The organism is Veillonella dispar (assembly GCF_900637515.1).
In the GTDB taxonomy this organism is placed as follows: Bacteria; Bacillota; Negativicutes; order Veillonellales; family Veillonellaceae; genus Veillonella; species Veillonella dispar.
Genome location: NZ_LR134375.1, coordinates 1823912 through 1844873, shown reverse-complemented (window position 1 = coordinate 1844873; position 20962 = coordinate 1823912). Strand labels below are relative to the sequence as shown.

17 protein-coding genes are annotated in these 20962 nt (G+C 38.6%); 11 read left to right on the top strand and 6 right to left on the bottom strand.

Annotated features, from left to right (window positions below; translation table 11 throughout):
- Positions 1–25 precede the first annotated feature (25 nt).
- The 3 genes from aroA to aroF form a co-directional block, all read right to left on the bottom strand.
- On the bottom strand, positions 26–1294 hold the full coding sequence (gene aroA, locus EL171_RS08725) for a 3-phosphoshikimate 1-carboxyvinyltransferase (RefSeq protein ID WP_005385246.1): 1269 nt from the start codon (positions 1292–1294) through the stop codon (positions 26–28).
- Positions 1295–1304: 10 nt separating this feature from the next.
- Entirely contained in the window at positions 1305–2357 is a 1053-nt protein-coding gene (gene aroB, locus EL171_RS08720; RefSeq protein WP_039968910.1) for a 3-dehydroquinate synthase, read from the bottom strand.
- A gap of 74 nt (positions 2358–2431) precedes the next feature.
- The gene (gene aroF / locus EL171_RS08715; RefSeq protein ID WP_005385248.1) at positions 2432–3445 is read right to left on the bottom strand and encodes a 3-deoxy-7-phosphoheptulonate synthase; all 1014 of its coding nucleotides are present in this window, start codon (positions 3443–3445) and stop codon (positions 2432–2434) included.
- A 729-nt stretch (positions 3446–4174) separates the two neighbouring features.
- On the opposite strand from aroF, the gene EL171_RS08710 reads away from it, so the two are divergent.
- The 3 genes from EL171_RS08710 (at position 4175) to EL171_RS08700 (ending at position 6229) form a co-directional block, all read left to right on the top strand.
- Positions 4175–4591, top strand: a complete 417-nt coding sequence (locus EL171_RS08710; protein ID WP_005385250.1) for a GNAT family N-acetyltransferase — start codon at positions 4175–4177, stop codon at positions 4589–4591.
- An 82-nt stretch (positions 4592–4673) separates the two neighbouring features.
- On the top strand, positions 4674–5132 hold the full coding sequence (locus EL171_RS08705) for a DIP1984 family protein (protein WP_005385252.1): 459 nt from the start codon (positions 4674–4676) through the stop codon (positions 5130–5132).
- Positions 5133–5590: 458 nt separating this feature from the next.
- Positions 5591–6229 (top strand): hypothetical protein, encoded by a 639-nt coding sequence (locus EL171_RS08700; protein WP_005385254.1) that lies wholly within the window; start codon positions 5591–5593, stop codon positions 6227–6229.
- A gap of 84 nt (positions 6230–6313) precedes the next feature.
- Here EL171_RS08700 and EL171_RS08695 read toward each other — a convergent pair whose 3' ends face one another.
- Positions 6314–7342 (bottom strand): ribonucleotide-diphosphate reductase subunit beta, encoded by a 1029-nt coding sequence (locus tag EL171_RS08695; RefSeq protein ID WP_005385256.1) that lies wholly within the window; start codon positions 7340–7342, stop codon positions 6314–6316.
- 74 nt (positions 7343–7416) lie between these two features.
- Complete coding sequence (locus EL171_RS08690; RefSeq protein WP_039968914.1) at positions 7417–9699, bottom strand: ribonucleoside-diphosphate reductase subunit alpha; 2283 nt, start codon at positions 9697–9699, stop codon at positions 7417–7419.
- A gap of 444 nt (positions 9700–10143) precedes the next feature.
- Between EL171_RS08690 and EL171_RS08685 the strand changes: the two genes are divergently transcribed.
- Entirely contained in the window at positions 10144–10659 is a 516-nt protein-coding gene (locus EL171_RS08685) for a flavodoxin family protein (RefSeq protein ID WP_005385258.1), read from the top strand.
- Positions 10660–10743: 84 nt separating this feature from the next.
- On the opposite strand, the gene EL171_RS08680 is transcribed toward EL171_RS08685, so the two are convergent.
- Positions 10744–12303 carry a hypothetical protein gene (locus tag EL171_RS08680; RefSeq protein WP_005385260.1) on the bottom strand — a complete coding sequence of 520 codons (1560 nt, stop codon included), beginning with the start codon at positions 12301–12303 and terminating at the stop codon, positions 10744–10746.
- Positions 12304–12450: 147 nt separating this feature from the next.
- Here EL171_RS08680 and EL171_RS08675 point away from each other — a divergent pair, with 147 nt between their 5' ends.
- From EL171_RS08675 to EL171_RS08645, 7 genes are all read left to right on the top strand, one after another.
- The gene (locus EL171_RS08675) at positions 12451–13623 is read left to right on the top strand and encodes an iron-containing alcohol dehydrogenase (protein ID WP_005385262.1); all 1173 of its coding nucleotides are present in this window, start codon (positions 12451–12453) and stop codon (positions 13621–13623) included.
- Positions 13624–13648: 25 nt separating this feature from the next.
- A complete protein-coding gene (locus tag EL171_RS08670) occupies positions 13649–14479 on the top strand; it encodes a hypothetical protein (protein ID WP_039968916.1) in 831 nt (276 codons plus the stop codon).
- 301 nt (positions 14480–14780) lie between these two features.
- Positions 14781–16100: a dicarboxylate/amino acid:cation symporter gene (locus tag EL171_RS08665; protein WP_005385265.1), complete on the top strand. Its 1320-nt coding sequence runs from the start codon at positions 14781–14783 to the stop codon at positions 16098–16100.
- 169 nt (positions 16101–16269) lie between these two features.
- On the top strand, positions 16270–17181 hold the full coding sequence (locus tag EL171_RS08660; RefSeq protein WP_039968919.1) for a hypothetical protein: 912 nt from the start codon (positions 16270–16272) through the stop codon (positions 17179–17181).
- 107 nt (positions 17182–17288) lie between these two features.
- Positions 17289–18326 carry a nicotinate-nucleotide--dimethylbenzimidazole phosphoribosyltransferase gene (locus tag EL171_RS08655; protein WP_005385267.1) on the top strand — a complete coding sequence of 346 codons (1038 nt, stop codon included), beginning with the start codon at positions 17289–17291 and terminating at the stop codon, positions 18324–18326.
- A 9-nt stretch (positions 18327–18335) separates the two neighbouring features.
- Positions 18336–19649: a DUF389 domain-containing protein gene (locus EL171_RS08650; protein WP_005385268.1), complete on the top strand. Its 1314-nt coding sequence runs from the start codon at positions 18336–18338 to the stop codon at positions 19647–19649.
- A gap of 369 nt (positions 19650–20018) precedes the next feature.
- A complete protein-coding gene (locus EL171_RS08645; RefSeq protein WP_005385269.1) occupies positions 20019–20840 on the top strand; it encodes a MetQ/NlpA family ABC transporter substrate-binding protein in 822 nt (273 codons plus the stop codon).
- The last annotated feature ends 122 nt before the right edge of the window (positions 20841–20962 follow it).

Genomic DNA, 20962 nt, shown 5'->3' with positions numbered 1-20962 from the left:
GATTTCACCAGATACGATTAGAAATCTAAACTGGTTGTGCATTACCGCCCAGTAAGTTCCAGTCCTCGAAGAAGTCTGGATAGGATTTTGTGATAGCTTCGCTATCTTTTAAGGTAACAGGATTTTCACTGATGAGAGCCATTAATGTGCCAGCCATAACGAGGCGATGGTCATTTACGCAATCACCTTGGCCACCTTTAAGTATACCACTTCCGATGATATATAGGTCATCACCATCTTCACGAACCGTGCCGCCTAAGTCTCTTACGAGATTAGCAACGGCTACAAGACGATCCGATTCCTTTAGACGTAGGCGAGCACCCTTAACAAAGGCGCTTTCACCAGAAATAGAGCAAGCGAGGGCCGCCATAACAGGCAACATATCAGGCATTTGCTCAAGATCTGCATGAATCGGTTTAGAAGCACGACCTGTGACCGTCACATTCATACCATCCCAGATAACATCACAACCAGCATCAATCATAACTTGCATGATGCGGCGGTCCGCTTGTACAGAGTTTTTGTTCATACCTGTAATCGTAATTGGTCTGCCCGTCATACCGGCTGCCACCATCCAGATCGCTGCATTAGACCAGTCGCCTTCGATTTGATAATTATCACGACCGATGAAGGATGCACCAAATGGGACTGTGAAAGCCTCGTTAATATCAGTATCTGGTAAGGTATGCTCTACTTCTACACCAAAATTGCGCATAGTTTCAGTTGTCAATGTTACATAATCGCTAGATTGTAGTGGCGTAGTAGAGGTAATAGTAGATAAGCCGATTTGAGGAGCAGCCAACAATAATCCAGAGAAGAATTGGCTACTCACATCACCAACCATACTAAATTGACCGCCTTGAAGATGACCTGTCATAGTAAATGGTGGTTTGTCTTGGGAAAAAGTCACGCCGTGCGCTTTCATTTCACTTAGCATAGGTTCTAGTGGGCGATCTGGTAAACGACCTTTAGCATCTACATCTACATCATTACAGATGGATGCTGCTACAGGTAATAAAAGGCGTAATGTAGTGCCTGATTCGTGAGGTACTACATTGCCCTTTGCAGGAGCGGGGCCAGAAGTAACGGTAACAATTTTATTTTCATATACTACGTGAGCTCCTAAGCCTCGTAAGGAGTCCATCGTTGCATCGATATCCTTAGAGGTACGACTCAGTAATATAGTAGATGGAGAGGTAGCAAGAGCTGCACAAATCAATGCGCGGTGTGCATGGGCCTTTGCTGGGATGGACGCAATCGTCCCTGTAGGGATGGCGTTCGTTACGGAATGCATATAAATCTCCTTAATCTAAATAGGTGGCAAGCTCTTCGTGGGTTACCACCTTAAGTTCACTATGTCCATAGCTGGTAGGAACGACGATTTTTATAGTTGCTCCTTCGCTTTTTTTATCGTGTTTAGCAGCTGCTAAGATCTCTTTTTTCGTTATGGTCGTAGTAGTTGGCAAATCGTGTGCTTCGATGAGGGCTTTTAATTTTTCTAATGCCGCTGCATCTAATTCTCCATGTTTTACCGCACCTTGAGCCATGAGGACCATACCGATGGCTACAGCATAGCCATGGTGGACTTCAAAGTGACTGGCCTTTTCGATGCCATGGCCAAAGGTATGACCTAGGTTTAAGAGGGCACGAACACCAGACTCACGTTCGTCTTGTTCTACGATATCTGCTTTTGCTTGAACGCAGCGAGCGATGACGGCACTCACGCTATCGCGATGTTTTATTAATGGTTTATGTTCGAGTTGAGTTAATAAACCTGGTACATCGAGGAAACCGTATTTGATAATTTCCCCACATCCATTTTTCCATTCCATGTCTGGCAATGTATTGAGTGTAGTTGGATCGCAGAGAACAAGGATCGGTTGTTTGAAAGCACCCCACAAGTTTTTACCGGCTTCTAGATTGACTGCTGTTTTACCACCTACAGAGGAGTCTACAGCGGCTAATAGAGACGTAGGAACCTGTACATAGTCGATACCACGTAAGTAGGTAGCAGCTGCAAAGCCTGCCATATCGCCTACAACACCACCGCCAAGGGCGATGAGAAGATCTTTACGCGTTAACGATTGGGCTGCCATGTACTCTACTAAATCGATGAGTTGATGAGCATTTTTGGAGCTTTCACCAGCAGGAAATACATAATCACAAACAGTATAACCCGCATGTTCCATATTAGCTTTCACAGAATCCAAATAGTGTGGTGCCACGTTGCTGTCGCTGACGATGATAACACGGCAATTTGGTTTTAACGGTTTAATATAATCGGTGATGCGTTGTAAAGCGCCTTCCTCGATGACAACGTCATACGGTGTGGACGCGTTAATGTGGATGCGAGTCATAACGGTTCCTTTCATAAAAGAATAAGTTAGTATCTATTATAACGGATACTAGCTTATTTGTGTGATATTTGAGATTATTTCGTGCATTCTACCAATGCTTGGCGCAATGCGATAACTTCTTTCATAAGGCTAGTGAATTGGTCTGGACGTAATGCTTGAGGGCCGTCGCACAATGCTTTGGATGGATCGTTGTGAACTTCGATCATAAGGCCATCTGCACCGCCGCCTACAGATGCAAGAGAGAGTGGACGAACCATGCGGCTCATACCTGCAGCGTGGCTAGGGTCCATGATGATTGGTAAGTGAGATAATTCGTGCATCATAGGAATTGCTGTTACGTCTAATGTATTACGAGTTTTAGTTTCGAATGTGCGGATACCGCGTTCGCATAATACAACTTGTTCATTACCTTCGGACATGATGTATTCAGCAGCCATCAACCATTCTTCGTATGTAGCAGACAAACCACGTTTTAAAAGAACTGGTTTATTTAATTTACCTACTTCTTTTAAAAGTGTGAAGTTTTGCATGTTACGAGCGCCGATTTGAAGCATATCTACGTTATCGAAGTATTGTAATTGGGAAATATCCATAACTTCGGAAACGATAGGAAGACCAGTTTCTTTTTTAGCTAGCTCTAACAATTCTAAACCTTCTGGACCCATACCTTGGAAGGAGTATGGAGACGTACGAGGTTTGAAAGCGCCACCGCGAAGAATTGTGGCGCCAGCTTCTTTACAAGCTTTTGCTGTTTCTAATACTTGTTCAGGTGTTTCTACGGAGCAAGGACCAGCCATTACTGCGAAGTGACCACCACCGATAAGTGCTCCACCTACGTTGATTACAGAATCATCTGGATGGAATTTACGGTTTGCTTTTTTGTATGGTTCTTGAATACGAGTTACTTTATCTACGAAATCAAGGGATTCGATTTGGCGTGCATCAAGAGATGCAGTGTCGCCGATAAGACCCAAGATGTTGTAGCGAGCGCCTTCTACAGGATGGATAATGAAGCCTTTTTCCTCTAATTCACTGCGTAAACGAGATACTTCTGTTTCTGCTGCATTTTGTTTCAATGTGATAATCATGATAATTCCTCCTTGTAACTACAGTGAATAGTAGGGCTTACCATACGGGATAGCAAACAAAAAAGGGCCACCCGTAATCTAATACGGGTAGCCCTTTTACTATTCTAAGCAACTAATAATGACAAAATCCTTAATTAGCACACCACAAATAGTTCCTTACCCGTACGTTGGATAAAGAACCAATAAAAGTATTGTTTTGTAGCGAGGCTAATTTGGTTAGTCATCTTTGGTTGCTCCTTTCTAAAATGTTGGGTATAGTATAAACCCAAATGATAAAATTATGCAACACCTAAAAATAAATTTCATGGAAGTTTTAAAAAAAATATACTTAATAACTTGTTCGAAATATAGATGTAATGAGGTATTTTGTATAAAAATGATTTTTGCTATTCATGACTAAATTGTAGTATAATGAGTTCATAAAGAGAGCCAATCAACGTGTCGGTAGCGTTAGGCTCATCTAAAATTTTGGTAAAAATGATGCGCCTAACGTGTTAGAGGTCTAGCCACCTCATTACGTTAGGCGTTTTCATTACCTTACTTAACTAAGGCAATGATAGTAACTACGGATAACAAAATTATGATAACTACATATGTAATTTCATGTTTTGTCATAGTATCACCACCTTTCGGTGATGAACCTAACTCACGTCAATTGACTCTCTTAGGTACAGTATAACAAAAATAATTTTACACAAATAGCGATATATGAGTAGCTGTGGAGGCTATATGGTTATTCAAATCTTAGATCATATTACTGATGAAATAAAACCAATACGTATTGATGTATTTATAAAGGAACAAGGCTTTACAGAAGAATTCGATGAAATCGATGAGACTGCAAAATTTGTTCTCTTGTCCATAGATGGTAAAGCAGCTGGTACTTGCCGATATTTTCCAAGTGACGTAGTCGGAGATGCACATATTGGTCGCATGGCAGTACGCAAGCTGTATCGTGGGCAACATTTAGGAACAAAAATTATGATGGCAGCAGAAAATGCTATTCGTAGGGATGGATATAAAACATGTTCCTTGTCTGCACAGGTACAGGCTAAGCCATTCTATGAATCCCTTGGCTATAAAGCGGAAGGAGAGGAATACCTTGATGAAGGGTGTCCTCATATTTTAATGAGAAAGCTTTTATAAGTCCTTGTATAATAAGAATAAGTAGATAGGTAGCATTAAATAAGTTGAATGTGCATATTATTTTGTTACGAGGTGAGAGTATATGAAACTAGCAGAGGCATTACAAGAACGAGCTGACTTAAATAAAAAAATTAGTGATTTGCGAGGGCGTTTAAATCAAAATAGTTTAGTACAAGAAGGGGAAACACCTAATGAAAACCCTATAGTGTTGATGCAAGAACTAGAAAAGGCAATTGCTAGACTTCAACAACTCATTAAAGATATTAATCTTACTAACTGTGCAACTATTGTTGAAGGGCGCTCTTTAACACAAATTATAGCAGAAAAAGAAGGTGCAATTATGCGTCTATCTGCATATCGTGCCTTAGCAGATAGTGCGAGTGCGATTAATTATCGTGCTCGTGGCTCGGAAATCAAAATGATAGCAACTATAAATGTTAGTGAATTACAAAAAACAGCAGATAGAATATCTAAGGAGATTCGTACATTAGATAATTTACTACAGTCAACCAATTGGACAGTTGATTTAATAGAGTATTAAGTATAAGTTGGTAATCAAGATAGGGTGGATACAAAGCCACGATTGCTTAATTCGTAAAAAGATGACATTTACATGTACGGGGCATTTAAGATATGTATCGTGTAGGCCCTTATTGTGTATAAATGTATAGTTATTTTTTATAATGTATTACCATGTGTCAACTGTTTTGATGAGGGTGGCTTGGGGATATAAAAAGGAAGCATTTCACTAAAGAATGTGAAATGCTTCCTTTTTTATATTATTAAAATGTTATAAGAAAGCTAATTATCCTTATTCTAAATTATCAAAATCAGATGCTGCTGCTCTTGATTATAGTTACATATGTACAACAATATATTTAATTTATAAATAAGGATATAAATTTTACTGTTTACTTAGAGAATTATGATATAATATAGGTGTATAAATAATAATCGTTATTTGATTGCATAGAATTTCTTAAGTAAGGAGATTTCATTATGACAGCAGAACAAAAAGCAGCTACGGCAGCAACAAGTTCTACCGCAGCTAAACCAACACCTGATCAAGGTACAGACTGGATAATTTGCCGTGTATGCGGATATATTGAGGAAGCTAAGTACAGGGATCAACCTTGTCCAGCATGTGGTTTCCCTCCAACAGTTTGGATGGATTACAAACCACGTCGCATTAATCCAAGACGCGAAAAATTGCTAGATTTTCATTTTCATCCAATTGCGGTACATTTCCCAATCGTAGCAACAGTAGCTTCTTTCTTAGTACCTGTTATTGCTTTGTTGATTCCATCTATTTCCAATGTATTATTCTCTGCAATTTCATTAGCAGCTATGATTTTACCACTTCTCGTTATCATTGGTGGTATTTCTGGTTATTTTGGTAGTAAATTACGTTACAAAACAGGAACATCTAAAATCCCTAAAGCAAAGATTTACTTAACCATTATCTACTTTATTCTTTCCTGTGCACAAGCCTACATCGCTATCGCTGACGGTGTGAATGCTGATAACGCATGGATTATGATTGTTTTAGGTCTCGTGGCTTCTTTCTTTGCTGCCAAACTTGGTAAAATGGGTTCCTACCTATTTGCAGGTCGATTCGGCCCATATACAGCTGGCTAACAGTTATTAATTGAATAACCTTTATAAAGAAAAAAAGTGATTCTCACGATGGGAGAATCACTTTTTCTTTTATCTTTTTTGTTACTATTCTAAATCATCAAAATCGAATGCCGCTGCTTTTGTATAGTTTGTAACTTTTGCTTCGAAGAAGTCTGTTTTTGTACTATTCAAGTTAGAGAAGCTTTCGATCCATTCCATTGGATTATCCTTGATTTCAGGATATAGATGAGGCAAGCCGATTGCTTCTAAGCGGATATTGGCAAGGTATTTGATATAGCGTTCGATAAGAACATTGTTAAGGCCGAGGATTTTATCATCAGTGATGTATTGACCCCATGCGATTTCATTTTCTGCACCTTGACGAATCATGTCAGTGATTTTCGCTTCTAGTTCAGGAGTGAACAAGTCAGGGCGTTCACGACGTAACTCGCGGATGATGTTTTGGAACAATACAAGGTGAGTTACTTCGTCGCGGTTAATGTATTTGAAGATTGTAGATGTAGCTGTCATTTTACCTTGGCGTGCCAATGTGTAGAAGAAGCTAAAGCCAGAGTAGAAGTAAATACCTTCTAAGATATAGTTTGCAATGATTGTGTGAATAAGGTTTGCTTCGCTAGGATCATCGCTAAACCGTTGATATGCATCGGCGATGAAACGGTTACGTTCAAGCAATGTTTTATCTGTACGCCATTCGTCATAAATTTTGTCACGTGTAATAGGGTTCGTTACAGTATCCAAAATGTAGGAATAACTTTGAGCGTGAATTTCTTCTTGGAATGCTTGGATATTCAATAAGGATGCCACTTCAGAGGCTGTAATATAACGGCTCAAGTTAGGCAAGTTTTCAGATTGAATGGAATCAAGGAAGTTCAAGAACGCAATGATTTTATCGAATGCACGGCGTTCGTAATCTGTTAAGTATGGGAATTGCTTAACGTCTTCGTTCAAGGAAATCTCTTCAGGAATCCAGAAGTTGTTGAGCATTGTGCGGTACATTTGGTTAGCCCAGTCGTACTTGATACGGTTCCATTCGCGAAGGTTTGTTGTGTTGCCGCCAATCATAGATTGCGTGCCACGTTCACCATGTTCGTTGAAAATCAGTTTTTTCTCCATAGTAGGACTCCTTTATACAACGATGCGACCTATACTGCGATAGGTCGTCATCAGACTTATATACACATCTCGTATTAGGAGGAGCAGCTTGTGCACTCATCCATTTCAAGGGATTGGTTACGGATATAGTAGATTGTTTTGATACCTTGTTTGTAGGCCTCAACATAAAGGTCTAGAATTTCTTTCGCCTTCATTTGAGGTGTGATATACAAGTTGAAAGATTGTGCTTGGTCAATATGACGTTGACGTACGCCACAAGCTTTGATAGACCATTGTTGGTCGATTGTATGAGCTTCTTTGTAGAGCCAGAATGTTTTATTGTTCAAATCTGGTGCAGTTTTTGGTGTGAAAGAACCTTTCTTTTCTTCAATGAAGAATTTTTTGAAGATTGGGTCGATACCAGCTGTAGTATTCGCAATATTGGAAGTAGAACCAGTAGGCGCTACAGCCATCAAGTAACCATTACGGATACCATATTTAGCAACGTCTGCAGCTAATTGTTTCCAACGATCAGATGTATAGCCACGACGTGTGAAGTATTCACCAGTTTCCCATTCGGAACCTTTAAATGCAGGGTATGCACCTTTTTCTTTAGCCAATTCCATGGAAGCTTTGATAGCATAGTAGGCGATGTTTTCGAATAATTTGTCTGCTACTTCGATGTGCTCATCAGATTCCCATTGGATATCGTGGTTTACAAGGTAGTGGTGGTAACCAGAAGTACCAAGACCAATAGCGCGGTATTTATCAGACGTCATGCGAGACTCTGGCACTGGCGCTTGGTTGATAGAGATAACATTGTCTAGCATTCGAATTTGAAGGGCAATATTTTCTTCTAACTCTTCGTCAGTAATACGGCCAAGGCTGATGGAGTTCAAGTTACATGTAACCATGTCACCTGTATTTGTTTTCGTAGTGATAGTACCGTCTTCGTTGATAATTTCTTCAGCAAGATTAGTGAACCCAACGTTTTGTGCGATTTCGTGGCACAAGTTGGATGCGTAAATCATACCTGCATGTTTGTTAGGGTTTGCAGCGTTTACAGTATCGCGGAAGAAGATGAACGGTGTACCCGTTTCAACAGCGGAGCGCATGATTTTTTTCATCATGTCTAATGCTGGTACTTCGATACCGTGTAAGTTAGGATCTTGTTCACATTCAAGGTAACGTTTTGTGAATTCCTTATTGTCATCAGTATCGTAGTAGTCTTCTAAGGCATAACCTTTTACAGCTAAGATTTCATGAGGATCGAAGAGGGTGAAGTTTTCACGAGCAATCATACGTTCCATGAAGATGTTTGGAACAGAGATAGCAGGGAAGATATCGTGTGCTTTACGACGGTCATCACCATTGTTTGTACGAAGTTCTACAAATTCGTAGAAGTCTTTATGCCAAATATCAAGTGTTACTGTAGCGCCGCCTTTACGCTTACCCAATTGATCTACTGCAACAGCTGTATCATTGTACAAACGGATCCAAGGAATAACGCCACCAGAGGAGTTTTTGAACCCGCGGATGTCGGAGTTCAAGGCACGAACTTTACCAAGGTAGATACCAAGAGCACCACCGTGTTTAGATACGCGGGAGAATTTGCTGTTTACGTCGTAAATGGACCATAAGTTGTCATCTACACCAGAGATGAAGCATGAGGACAATTGATGGAATGGTGTGCCTGCATTTGCTAATGTAGGTGTAGCTGTTGTCATTTTTAATTGACTCATCAAATCGTAGAATTTCTTAGCGTATTCTACTTTGTTTTCGCCTTCTACTAATGCCAAGTGCATAGCGATAGCCATGAAACGTTCTTGAGGTAATTCGTAGATTTCTTTGTTGAAGCCTTTTACCAAGTAACGGTCAGCCAATAATTTAAGACCTTCATAGTTGAAGAGATAGTCTCGTTTAGGCTTGATGTAATCGCCTAATTCTTGCAATTCGTCAGCTGTATATTCAGTAACGAAGAAGTCAGCGTATTTTTTCTCCTCTACAAGCATGTGTACAAGATTTGGGAAGTTGCCATAACCGAATGCTTTGTAACGGCGTGTAATAGCTGCTTCTTTATAGAGATCGAACAAGAATAGACGAGCCGCTACAAATTGCCAATCTTGGTTCATTTTATTAACTTGGTTGCCGAAACCGTCGTCTTTTTTAGAGATAACCTTTTCGATAGCCGTTTGTACTAAAGTTTTTTGAATCTCTTTAGTAGTCATACCATCAACGAATTGTAACTTCGCATCCATTTCCAATTCTAGTGGATCACAAGAATCTAACCCCAAACATGCGAAGGCAATCATACGTTTCGTTTTTTCAACGGACAAAGGCTCGAAATGGCCATCCCGTTTCTTGATCATAATCTCCATTACTGTTCCCCTTGAGTTTAAAAGTAATAAAACTGTTAATTTAAGCATATATAAGATTAGACTGAAAAGTATAAAATATCTTTAAGTTAAGTCTAATCAGAAAAATAAGAAAACTACAATATATGGTAGTTTTCTTATTAAGCTTATACATTATGTTACGATTATAGCGAAAAAATTCTATACATTCAATATTGACATTTAGAAAATTATAAATATAGTATGCTTAAATTTATCGATATAGTTATAAATGCTAGAAAATACTATATGGGACGCATATATGATGATTTTGAATGATATATCTTTTTTCAGAATATTAAAATAGTACGTAAAAATAGTACGTATCAGTAAATAGAATTTCCTTCAATATAATATTGTGATTTATTTTATTAAAGGTCTGATATATATGTCCTATAATAGATATATATATTAATTAGGAGGTAAGACATGAAGTCTATTGTTATATATTCTTCCCTTACAGGGAACACGAAACAAGTAGCTGAGGCTATTACTAGTGTATTGCCAGCAGGTACACCATGTGTATCTATGAAAGAATTGCCCACCGATTTATCATCTTACGATCTTGTGTTTGTAGGATTCTGGGTTGATAAAGGAACAGCCAATAAAGAAGCTCGTGATGTACTCGGTACATTACATAATCCACATATTGCCTTGTTTGCAACGGCAGGCGTACCACCACAAATGGCACATGCTAAGGAGAGTTTAATCAATGCAGCAAACTGTTTACCAGATGGAGTAGAGTCTGTAGGGACTTTCATCTGCCAAGGCAAGGTAGACCCTAAGGTCATCGAAATGATGTATAAAATGTTCCCTAAGGGACATAGCCATGGCCAATCAGCTGATAGAGATGCACGACATAAACAAGCTGCAGTACATCCAAATAAAGAAGACTTTCAAGCAGCACAAGACTTTGCTAAAGATATTCTTATAAAGCTTAGCTAACGAATAAAAGCAGTACCCCCTGTGGGGTACTGCTTTTGTCATAGTATACATATAGTGTTGTAGTTATTATATGGCACATTATGCTTAATTATAAAGTACATTAAATTTAAGTTTGCGCGTGTCGAATTGGTTTATGAAGTACGACGTAATCAATAGCTTGTATCCCGTGCCTTCTATAATGATAGGATCGATAGCTGTTTTATCGACGGTAAGGAACTTATCATAAATATGATGCACCTCTGTTACTCCGTTTGGTAAAGATACTTCTAGATCAAGGCCATGGTTAAGGAATTTGAAGGAAATGGAGTCGAAGTTAGCCGATTCTACTTGATATTCCTTAAGGTCTCTTTCATAGACTATTAATTCGATATTTTCAATGTATTTGTCGTAGCCTGCAATAGAAATAACCTTTGGTGCAGACAAAGCATCAAAATTGATATACTCGACGCGTCTGCCGTTTACTGGGTTTGTATCTGGCAGTTTTAAATCGTCCACAGGTACATATGGTGTGCCGTAATCTGTGAAGTTAGGATCAAAGGTAGCTACTATTGGTAGGGTTGCATGCCATTCGCCATCAACCTTGGTATAGGTCACAAATTCACGATACGTTGTATAGCCTATGAATGGCGTCAAGAGAACAGCGCCTAAGGCAAGAGCCATAACAGTTGTGTGTACAGAAGGTTTTAACCCTTTCACAAGAGAATATACATTATGTGCTAAGAAAATTAGATTGAATGCGCTTACGTAAATCGTATTGAGCCAGAGAATTGGTTCATTAATTACACGCTTACCGATAAGGGCTAAGCACAATGTAGTGAGCGTAATGAATAGGAAGCACAGGATTTGCTGTGTTCTGCTGCTTTCACTAGATCTAAAGCTAGCCAAGTAGAATAGGTAGAAAATGGCTACATACGGATAGTACGTGTAGAAGAATCGAGTATCATCGCGAAGGCCCAACAGAATCAAGACTAGATAGATGTTAGCTAGAATGCCTGTAATAATGGATGCCTTTGGCAAGATGATGCCGAATACGACGGTAAAGAATGAGTTCGGTGCGGGAGGACCTGCAGGATCCTCTTTGTAAGAACATACCATAGATAGACAAATGAATATATTAATGGATGCGAGCACTTTAAAAATGGTTTCTTCAAAGTTGAATGGTTGGTCCACGATGATGAAGAAGAACCATAAACTCATAATGATAACAATGTTGTATAGCGTAGACGTAACAAGGGTGATACCAATTCGCTTGATGCGGTTAATGATTTCGCCGATGTAGTGTTCACCGGGCGATGTGAAGTATAAGGCAATCATGGAGTACAGCCATAGGTACGATATATTTTCCGTGGCTAGCTCAATGCCCCGCACATAGCCATAGGTTTCGTGAATCATATAAAGGCCAACGCTGATTCCGATACTTACCAAGATATATAAGATGGAAAACTTTCGAGCCCTTGTTATATAACTTTGTAATATGACGATAAAGAAATACAGTGAGTATAGCTTAAGATCGATTTCGGAAAACCAATCTTGTTCAATATACAACGGTGTACATGAAAATACGGCAATTAATGCCAGTAATATAGGCGACTGCGTTGCTAGGTCCCGCAGCGAAGACCATAAATGTTTAATGGCAAATTTCATAGATGTCTCTCCCTCTATAAATATAAATACCCCCTCTTATTATTAGTATACTTGTTTTCTGGTGAAAACCCTATGAGGTTTTACATGCCCTCAAATATACATTACAATAACTTTAAGAACTAGTTTTCAAAGAAAAGAGGTTATCACATGGAATTCTCTTATTTTTTACCTGTAAATATCCAATTTGGTTGGAATAAAGTAGATCATATTGCCGATTTTGCCGCGCCTTATGGCAAGAAAGCCCTTATTGTAACTGGTCGCAGTAGTGCGAAAAAATCTGGCTTATATGACCGTGTTGTGGCAAAGCTTGATGCGGCGCATATTGACCATGTCCTTTTTGATCAAGTTGATGCTAATCCGTTGACTACAACAGCGTTAGACGGCGCTGCTTTAGCTAAATCTGAAAGTTGCGATATGGTGATTGCTATCGGTGGTGGGTCCATTATGGACTGTGCAAAAGGGATTGCCTTCATGGCTGTCAATGATGGCGACATCAACGACTATATTTTCAACCGTAAAGTCAGTGATAATGCGTTGCCTCTTATTGTCATTCCTACAACCTGTGGTACCGGCTCTGAAGGCAATGGTTTTGGGGTCCTTACTAATCCTGAAACAGGGGACAAAAAATCTTTGCGTTGTAACGCTATCGTGCCTAAGGTTTCCATCGTAGATCCTGCTGTAATGGGCACTATGCCACCTCATGTATTGGCATCTGTTGGCTTTGATGCACTCTGCCACAATATCGAGGCCTATACCTCTAAAACAGCGCAACCTTTCACCGATGCATTGGCTCATTATGCGGTGACATTATTAGCACAATATCTTGTACCTCTATATAAACATGTGAAAGCGACAGCTGAAGGCAAACCAGCAGTACTCAATGAAAAACAACTTACAAAAGCTTGGGAAGCTGTTACATTAGCAAGCACCATTGGGGGCATGGTTATTAATACAGCTGGTGTAACACTAGCACATGGCATGGAACATCCAGCCAGTGGCCTTAAAGATATCACCCACGGAGTAGGCCTTGCTGTTATTGAGCCTGTTGCTGTGGAATACACATGGAGTGCAAACCCTGATAAATTTGACGCCTTGGCTCGTATATTTAACCACGGAGATGGCTCTGAACTAGGTGAAGCATTACGCTTGATTGTACATGACCTAGATCTTACTACAAACCTTACAGAATTAGGCTTTACGAAAAAAGACATTCCATGGCTTGTAGATAATGTATACGTTGTCGCTACAGGAAATATTGCTAATACAGTTGCTGAAATAAGTCGTAAAGATATAGAAGAGTTGTATAAAAAGATGTTTTAAGTGTTATCCATAATAGGAGAGAGTTTTGTTCCAAGGATTTTATGGCCTATTAACAGTTCTACTATGCGTGTTGTTTGTAATTGTAGTAGTGCTATTTAACATAGCGCCTATTACATATATTGTTTTTGGCATAGCCATAGTGTTGAGTGTGTTACTTCAATATAGGCGCTTTAAGAAACAGTCCATATCTGAAAAAACACATAGCCGATTGACTTGTGCTTTGTTTATTGTCGTAACCCTTAGTATATCTTGGCTCGTAGCCGATTGGTTTAAGTATGATACTCAAACGACTCATGATCAAATGGATGGTTTTGAGTTTAGCACAATGGATTGGAAACGGGGCTGGCCTAATAATAAGGAATTACCGGAAGGATTAAAGCGCCCGAATGCACTACCAGATGGGATTCTGAGAGCCTCTGCATCTGGTGATAGCTTAGTTTGGGCAAATGCATATCCTACGAGATATACTGTATTAGAGGGAGACCCTAAAGTAATCTCACAGTATGAAATGATAGCTAAGCAAAATGCTACCTATACAGCGCAAATTGATGCGGATGGTGTATTACGTGATTTAGACACTGGGGAGAAAAAGCGTTTTATATCTCATCCCGATAGCTATAACATTATAGAGAGCATCGAGGAAGAACCTCTAAACTTACCACAACGGAATTTTATAGAGTGGCTACGCTTTGCACCTCGAAAAGAGACAAAAACTGTAGTTAAAGATACATATAACTCTACTCGAAATCATAGATTATATGTATTTGTAGATGATGGTAATACAAAAAGGCCACATTTTGTGGAACTTTTGATTAGTAATGATGGGACACGGGCTGTGTTTTATCAATCTAAGTAATTGGATTGGGTATTGTTGTGGAGAGCATAAATGCGACAGTGTTTAATCCAGAGCGAACTCGAATGATTACTGTAGATATAGACATGTATCATTAGTATTTATCTACTTTGATTTTATGAGTTAAAGTGTTTTATTAATTGAATATATTAATCCTTATATTAAATATTTAGGTTTGACAGTGTTAAATCATATCTTTATAATGTGATTTAAAGAGACTAGGATATATCTACAATCCCAGCCCTAGGGCTGGGATTATTTCTTTTGTGGTCTCATGAAGTTTAGTTTTTAGAGAGGTGTTTTTATGGCAGATCAAAACAACAAAAACGTCGATGCCTTAGCGCAAGAGATTACCTTAAAAAGCCGCGGTCAAGGCAAATTGCGTCAGTTTATTCTTTGGATGGGTGCACTTATCATTGGTGCTATCTTGGGATGGCAACATATTCCAGCGTTAAATGAATTATTTAACTTTATTGCCGCTGTGTTCACACGTTTATTCCAATTCATCGCAATTCCAACTGTGTCCTTAGCAGTAATTACTACATTATCTATGCTCGGTGCTAAAAAGGATACAGGTCGTATCTTTGGTCATGCTGTAGTATATACATTGCTTACTACAATTTGTGCAGCAGCCGTGGGCCTTGGCTTGTTCCTATGGATTGCGCCAGGTAACTTACCACTTGATGTAATTGGTGCTGGTGCAGCGCAAGTACCTGAAAAATTAGGTCATGTAACATATTATGATCACTTCTTATCCGTTATTCCTAACAATATTATGAAACCATATTTGGAAGGTAACGTATTGTCCGTTATGTTTATCTCTGCTTCCGTTGGTTTAGCGTTTGCATTTATGCCTCGTACAGAAGGTCGCGAAGCAGTATTGAAAGTACTGTTCGGCTTACAAGAACTACTATTTACATTGATTAAAGCATTACTTTATGTGTTGCCAATCGGCATCCTTGCTTTTGCAGGTCAATTATCTGCTCAAATCGAAGCGGGCGTCATCGTTGGTGCTTTAGGTAAATACACTGCTGTTGTTATCGGCGGTAACTTGATCCAATTCTTTATCGTTATTCCATTGTTCTTGTTGTTCCGTGGCTTAAACCCTGTGGACGTATTCCGTAAAATGTCTCCAGCTGTAGCAGTTGCATTATTCACTAAATCTTCTGCTGCAACATTGCCTGTAACATTGGCATCTGCTGAGGATAATTTGAAAGCTCACCCTGCAGTAGCTCGTTTTGTATTGCCAATTTGTACAACTATTAATATGAATGGCTGTGCAGCGTTTATTCTTGTAACATCCTTATTCGTAATGCAAAATGCAGGTATTGAATTAACTATGGGCACAATGATTGCTTGGTTGTTCATTGCTGTACTTGCTGCCATTGGTAATGCCGGCGTTCCAATGGGCTGTTACTTCTTAACACTGTCCTTGATGAGCTCCATCGGTGCTCCAATTGGTTTGCTTGGTATCATCTTGCCAATCTATACAATTATCGATATGATCGAAACTGCTGAAAACGTATGGTCTGACGCATCCGTATGTGCTATGGTTGACCATGACCTTCAAGGTAAATTGGACGATTCCAGTGGCGACGATATGCCACAATTCCAAGGTGCTTAGTTTTAGCAACTAGTTAAACTTAAGAAAAATACTTAATTATATAACTCAAATAAAAGGTTATCCCGTACGGGATAACCTTTTTTGATGACTGTACAAGTATTAAAAGGTACAATACTAGTAGAGATTGAAGTTTATTGTAGTGGTTGTTATAAAGCTAAGGAGTTGTATTGTGAAAAGAATATATTCATACCTTGCTGTACTGTTAATGCTAAGTCTTATGGCTTCACAAGTACATGCAAAAGAGCAGGTTACTCAAAGTGATATTTCTGGTAGTGCTAAAGAGAAGTGCGTTAGTAGTGAACAAACAAATAATGAGATTGAAGCTGATTTACAAAGACATTTGGAAAGAATGAAGTCAGAGGATATAGCTAAGGGGTATTTACGTGAAGAAAAAACATATGCTCAAGAATTAAGTTTAATTCGGGGCAGATTGTATCATTCAACGGATAAGCTCATTCATGATGAGAGAAAGACTACTCTTTTATCGTATCCAGTAGGAAGCAAGGTTCCTTGTAAGAAGAGTTTAAAGGATATAGATTCATATACAGACACAATTACTCGTAAAGGCCTGACATTCCGCATTCCAAAAGGTGCAGAGTTGAAGATGTTCTATATGTTAGATAATAATATTTTTATAGAGTATGAGATAGGAGATATTTGGTATTCTATTCAGATTATTCCTTTAGACGTAGATCATCCTGATACTAAAGATATAGAAAATAAAGTACTTGTAGATAAAGAGTATAATTTCTATCACACATTGCAAGGATATTGGCGTTTATGGGGAATCTTTGATGAGTTACAAAATCCTACTTATTCAGCGGTATGGAATAATGGCTTGCCAGGAATGTTAGTGGATTCATACAATCCAGATAAGGAATCTAATTTACTATTTGCTGCATATGATGGACGGTATGCTGTATTTAATCAGCTTGTATATAATCCAAGTACGAGTCCATTTACTCATGAACAGCTAAGAAATACGATTGAATATTTTGATTCTAATAACAATCCCGAATATAAGGCTAAAAAGCATAGGCTATTTCCTGATGAGAGAATCATTCGTATATATGAATACTAGTACAAACCTCACATTACTAGATATGTAATTTATGTTATACTTTCATATAGAATAATATCGAATTAATAGAAGGCTAGTCGCATATTATGTGAGGACTAGAGAATGCAATGAAAGATAACTCAGTATTACCAATCGAGGAACAATTAAATAGATTTCTTCAACCCAAATGTTTAATCCCAGGTGGTCTAGGCTTGTGGGAGGTATATTTCCGCAAGATTTGTACGGCTTGGGGCGAGATTAGTGGTGACATTAGACCTCAACATATCATATTTTCTGCCGATAATGGTTGTAATATGGAAGGCTATGTAGGCTATAACTACGAGGTAACGCAAAAGCAGTCTCGTAATATGCTTTTAGGTCGTTCATCGGCAACACAGTTTTGTAACTTTAACAACATTCCCTATGAGGTTGTAGATGTAGGCATTGCCTCAGATGATGGTATTGGTGTGGATTGCAAAGTAGCGAAGGGGACAAAGAATATTTTGAACCATCCTGCTATGACAGAGGATGAATTTAATCGTGCCTTTCAAGCTGGATATGAACGAGTTGAACATTATGTGGCAAAAGGAATAAATCTTTTTTCCTTTGGTGAAATGGGGTTAGGCAATACCACAACCTCTGCTTGTGTGTTGTCCGCTTTAACTGGGGCTGATCCAACAGAAACGGTCGGACCTGGTTCTTGGCCGAATAAACCAGATTTGATGAAGCGTAAAATTGACTTTGTCCGTTCTGTATTAGATACACATAAGGATCGTATTGTTGCTGAAAGTGAACCTCAACGAGTTCGTAGAATTGTAGCCCATGTAGGGGGCTTTGATATTGCTGCTATTCTTGGAGCTATGCTAGCTTGTGTTGAGTTTAAAAAGCCCTTCGTCATTGATGGCTTTATTACATCGGTAGCGGCGGCTTGTGCGGTACATATAAATGATTGCGTTAAGGATTATGCATTGCCATCTCATAACTCTCGAGAAAAAGGCACAGAGCTCGCATTGGCTGAGGTGGGGATTACACAAGATATGGTACCTATCCAAGCCCAAATGTCGATGGGCGAAGGCACCGGCGCCATTTTGATGGTACAAATGTTAAAAACCACACAGTACATGTTTGTAAACGTTGGGACCTTTGCAGATTTGATGAAATTATAAGGAGGACGAATGCAAATAAATAAATACTTTGATATACATTTTGAGCGAGCTGATGATGCAACTATCGCTAAAAGACTGATAGGTGGTGCTAAGATTAAGGGACCTGCTTTGGTTATCCTGATCCTTTCCATGTTTATTGCCTCTATTGGGTTGAATATGAATAGTACGGCAGTTGTTATTGGTGCTATGCTTATATCGCCGTTGATGGGACCTATTTTGGCAACTGGTTTTGGCTTCGCTACGCTTAATTTTACAGTTGTAAAAAGTGCTATTTTAAGATTGTCCTTACAGATTACGATTGCTGTTTTGGCATCTGCTTTATATTTTTATATTACTCCCGTTCAGACGGCTACATCTGAACTATTAGCGCGTACAGAACCGAATATTTTTGATGTATTCATTGCTATATTTGGTGGGTTAGCCGGGATTATTGGGCAAACGCGTAAGACTTTAGATAATGTTATACCAGGTGTTGCGATTGCAACTGCACTTATGCCGCCACTATGTACGGCAGGATATGGACTTGCTAATGGAAATTGGCACTATTTCTTTGGGGCTAGCTATTTATTCTTTATAAATGCATTTTTCATCTTCTTTGCAGCTTTTATTGTTTTAAAAGGTGTATATAGTTTGCCATTCCATAAACAAGTAGAAGAGGTTAATCGTCGTAACCAGCTAATATTTCTCGTGATTGGTCTTATTATGGCTATACCAAGTATTTATGCAGGCTATGATATGACCATCAAGTATTCTGAGTCAAATCATATGGAGCAGTTTATTAAGAATGATATTAATCAAGAGGGACGTCGACAAGTGATTGATTATTCATTGGATCAAACGAATAAGCTAGTAAACATAGTAGTTATAGGCGCTCCTGTGACTTCAGAGGAGCAAGCCCAGTTGGATGATAAGTTACAGAAGGATGAGTACTTGCAGCCTTATACATTACGATTTGTTAATAGCGTAGATGAGAAAAAATCTACTATGGATAAGACGAACTTGAATAAATCTTCGGAGAATCTTGAAACATATAAAAACTTGAGTAATCTGTACCAGCCGACTTATCAATTAGTAAGTGAAACTATAAATACTATGAAAACGACAGAAGCTGAAGCAAAGGCGTTATTCCCGTTTGTAAGCAAAGTAGAAGGTATGCCTTTGATAGATAATCTAGAACAGCCTAAAGCGAGTCGCTATATGGTGATCATCCATACTACATCCGCTGTATCTGATGCAGATTCAGAACGAATAAAAGCTTGGTTAGAGGCTAAATTATCAGCACCTGTAACTATTTCTATTGAGCAAACAACGTCAACTCTATAAGTTGATTTTTTGATTTTGCTTATATTGTTTATAATATAGATCGATATGTATAACGGTACTAAGATTGATTGTACCTATTAGGTATATTACCTAGTAGTGCAGGGAATCATCTTAGTACCGTTTTTATGTACTTGGCATAGCTAAATGTAATTACTCTTATCTTGCTATAGATTAAAGTTATATTATTACATATATAAAATCTATTATACGAGTAGGAATTAAATTGCTATACTTACTACATCGAAATTATTAAATAATTAAATGTAGATACAAGATAAGAAGAATAGATTTATTACAATGTCTACGAATGTTGTATACGTATGAGTCCTCGTCAGAGATGTAGGTTTTCATCGTAGATAGGAGGATTACATGAAAAAATGGTTAGCATTAGCAGCGACGGCCGTACTGGGTGCGTCCTTATTGATTAGTGGTTGTGGCTCTTCCACAAATAACGCGAGCTCTAGTGGCTCTAAAGAGGTATTAAAGGTAGCAGCAAATCCTGTACCTCATGCTGAAATCTTAGAACAAGTTAAACCTATCTTGGCTAAGGAAGGTGTAGACTTACAAATCGTTGAATTTACAGACTACATTCAACCAAATATGGCTCTATCTAGCCATGAAGTAGATGCAAACTTCTTTGCAAACGTACCTTACCAAAATAACTACAATAAAGATCATGGTACAAATTTTGTAAGCTTTGCACCAGTTCACATTGAACCATTGGCTATTTACTCTCAAAAAATTAAAGACTTGAAAGACTTGCCAAATGGCGCAAAAGTAGCAATTCCATCTGATCCAACAAACAGTGCTCGTGCACTTCTCTTGTTGCAAAGTGCTGGTCTAGTAACATTAAAAGATCCAACTGGTTTGACTAATACAGTATTTGATGTAACTAGCAATCCTAAAAATATTCAAATTACTGAGTTAGAAGCAGCTCAAATTCCTCGTTCTATCCAAGACTTAGATGCAGCAGTAATCAATGCTAACTATGCATTGCCAGCTGGTCTTAACCCTACAAAAGATGGATTATTCGTAGAAAAAGCTGACTCTCCATATGCAAATCTTCTTTCCGTTAACCCTGGTGATGAAAATAAACCTGCTATTCAAAAATTAGCTAAAGCATTACAATCTCCAGAAGTTAAGAAATTCATTGAAGAACACTACAAAGGTGCAATTATCCCAGCGTTCTAATGAAGTGAGTCGTTAATAACATAGTGTATTTCACAAAACATCTCCTTAGATTAACTCTCTAATACAAAAAAGGCGTAACACCAAATAGTGTTACGTCTTTTTTAGTATGTTTAAATACTGTT

Coding starts and splice junctions, on each gene's coding strand:
- aroA (WP_005385246.1), bottom strand. CDS start 1,294: ATGCATTCCGTAACGAACGCCATCCCTACAGGGACGATTGCGTCCATC.
- aroB (WP_039968910.1), bottom strand. CDS start 2,357: ATGACTCGCATCCACATTAACGCGTCCACACCGTATGACGTTGTCATC.
- aroF (WP_005385248.1), bottom strand. CDS start 3,445: ATGATTATCACATTGAAACAAAATGCAGCAGAAACAGAAGTATCTCGT.
- EL171_RS08710 (WP_005385250.1), top strand. CDS start 4,175: ATGGTTATTCAAATCTTAGATCATATTACTGATGAAATAAAACCAATA.
- EL171_RS08705 (WP_005385252.1), top strand. CDS start 4,674: ATGAAACTAGCAGAGGCATTACAAGAACGAGCTGACTTAAATAAAAAA.
- EL171_RS08700 (WP_005385254.1), top strand. CDS start 5,591: ATGACAGCAGAACAAAAAGCAGCTACGGCAGCAACAAGTTCTACCGCA.
- EL171_RS08695 (WP_005385256.1), bottom strand. CDS start 7,342: ATGGAGAAAAAACTGATTTTCAACGAACATGGTGAACGTGGCACGCAA.
- EL171_RS08690 (WP_039968914.1), bottom strand. CDS start 9,699: ATGGAGATTATGATCAAGAAACGGGATGGCCATTTCGAGCCTTTGTCC.
- EL171_RS08685 (WP_005385258.1), top strand. CDS start 10,144: ATGAAGTCTATTGTTATATATTCTTCCCTTACAGGGAACACGAAACAA.
- EL171_RS08680 (WP_005385260.1), bottom strand. CDS start 12,303: ATGAAATTTGCCATTAAACATTTATGGTCTTCGCTGCGGGACCTAGCA.
- EL171_RS08675 (WP_005385262.1), top strand. CDS start 12,451: ATGGAATTCTCTTATTTTTTACCTGTAAATATCCAATTTGGTTGGAAT.
- EL171_RS08665 (WP_005385265.1), top strand. CDS start 14,781: ATGGCAGATCAAAACAACAAAAACGTCGATGCCTTAGCGCAAGAGATT.
- EL171_RS08655 (WP_005385267.1), top strand. CDS start 17,289: ATGAAAGATAACTCAGTATTACCAATCGAGGAACAATTAAATAGATTT.
- EL171_RS08650 (WP_005385268.1), top strand. CDS start 18,336: ATGCAAATAAATAAATACTTTGATATACATTTTGAGCGAGCTGATGAT.
- EL171_RS08645 (WP_005385269.1), top strand. CDS start 20,019: ATGAAAAAATGGTTAGCATTAGCAGCGACGGCCGTACTGGGTGCGTCC.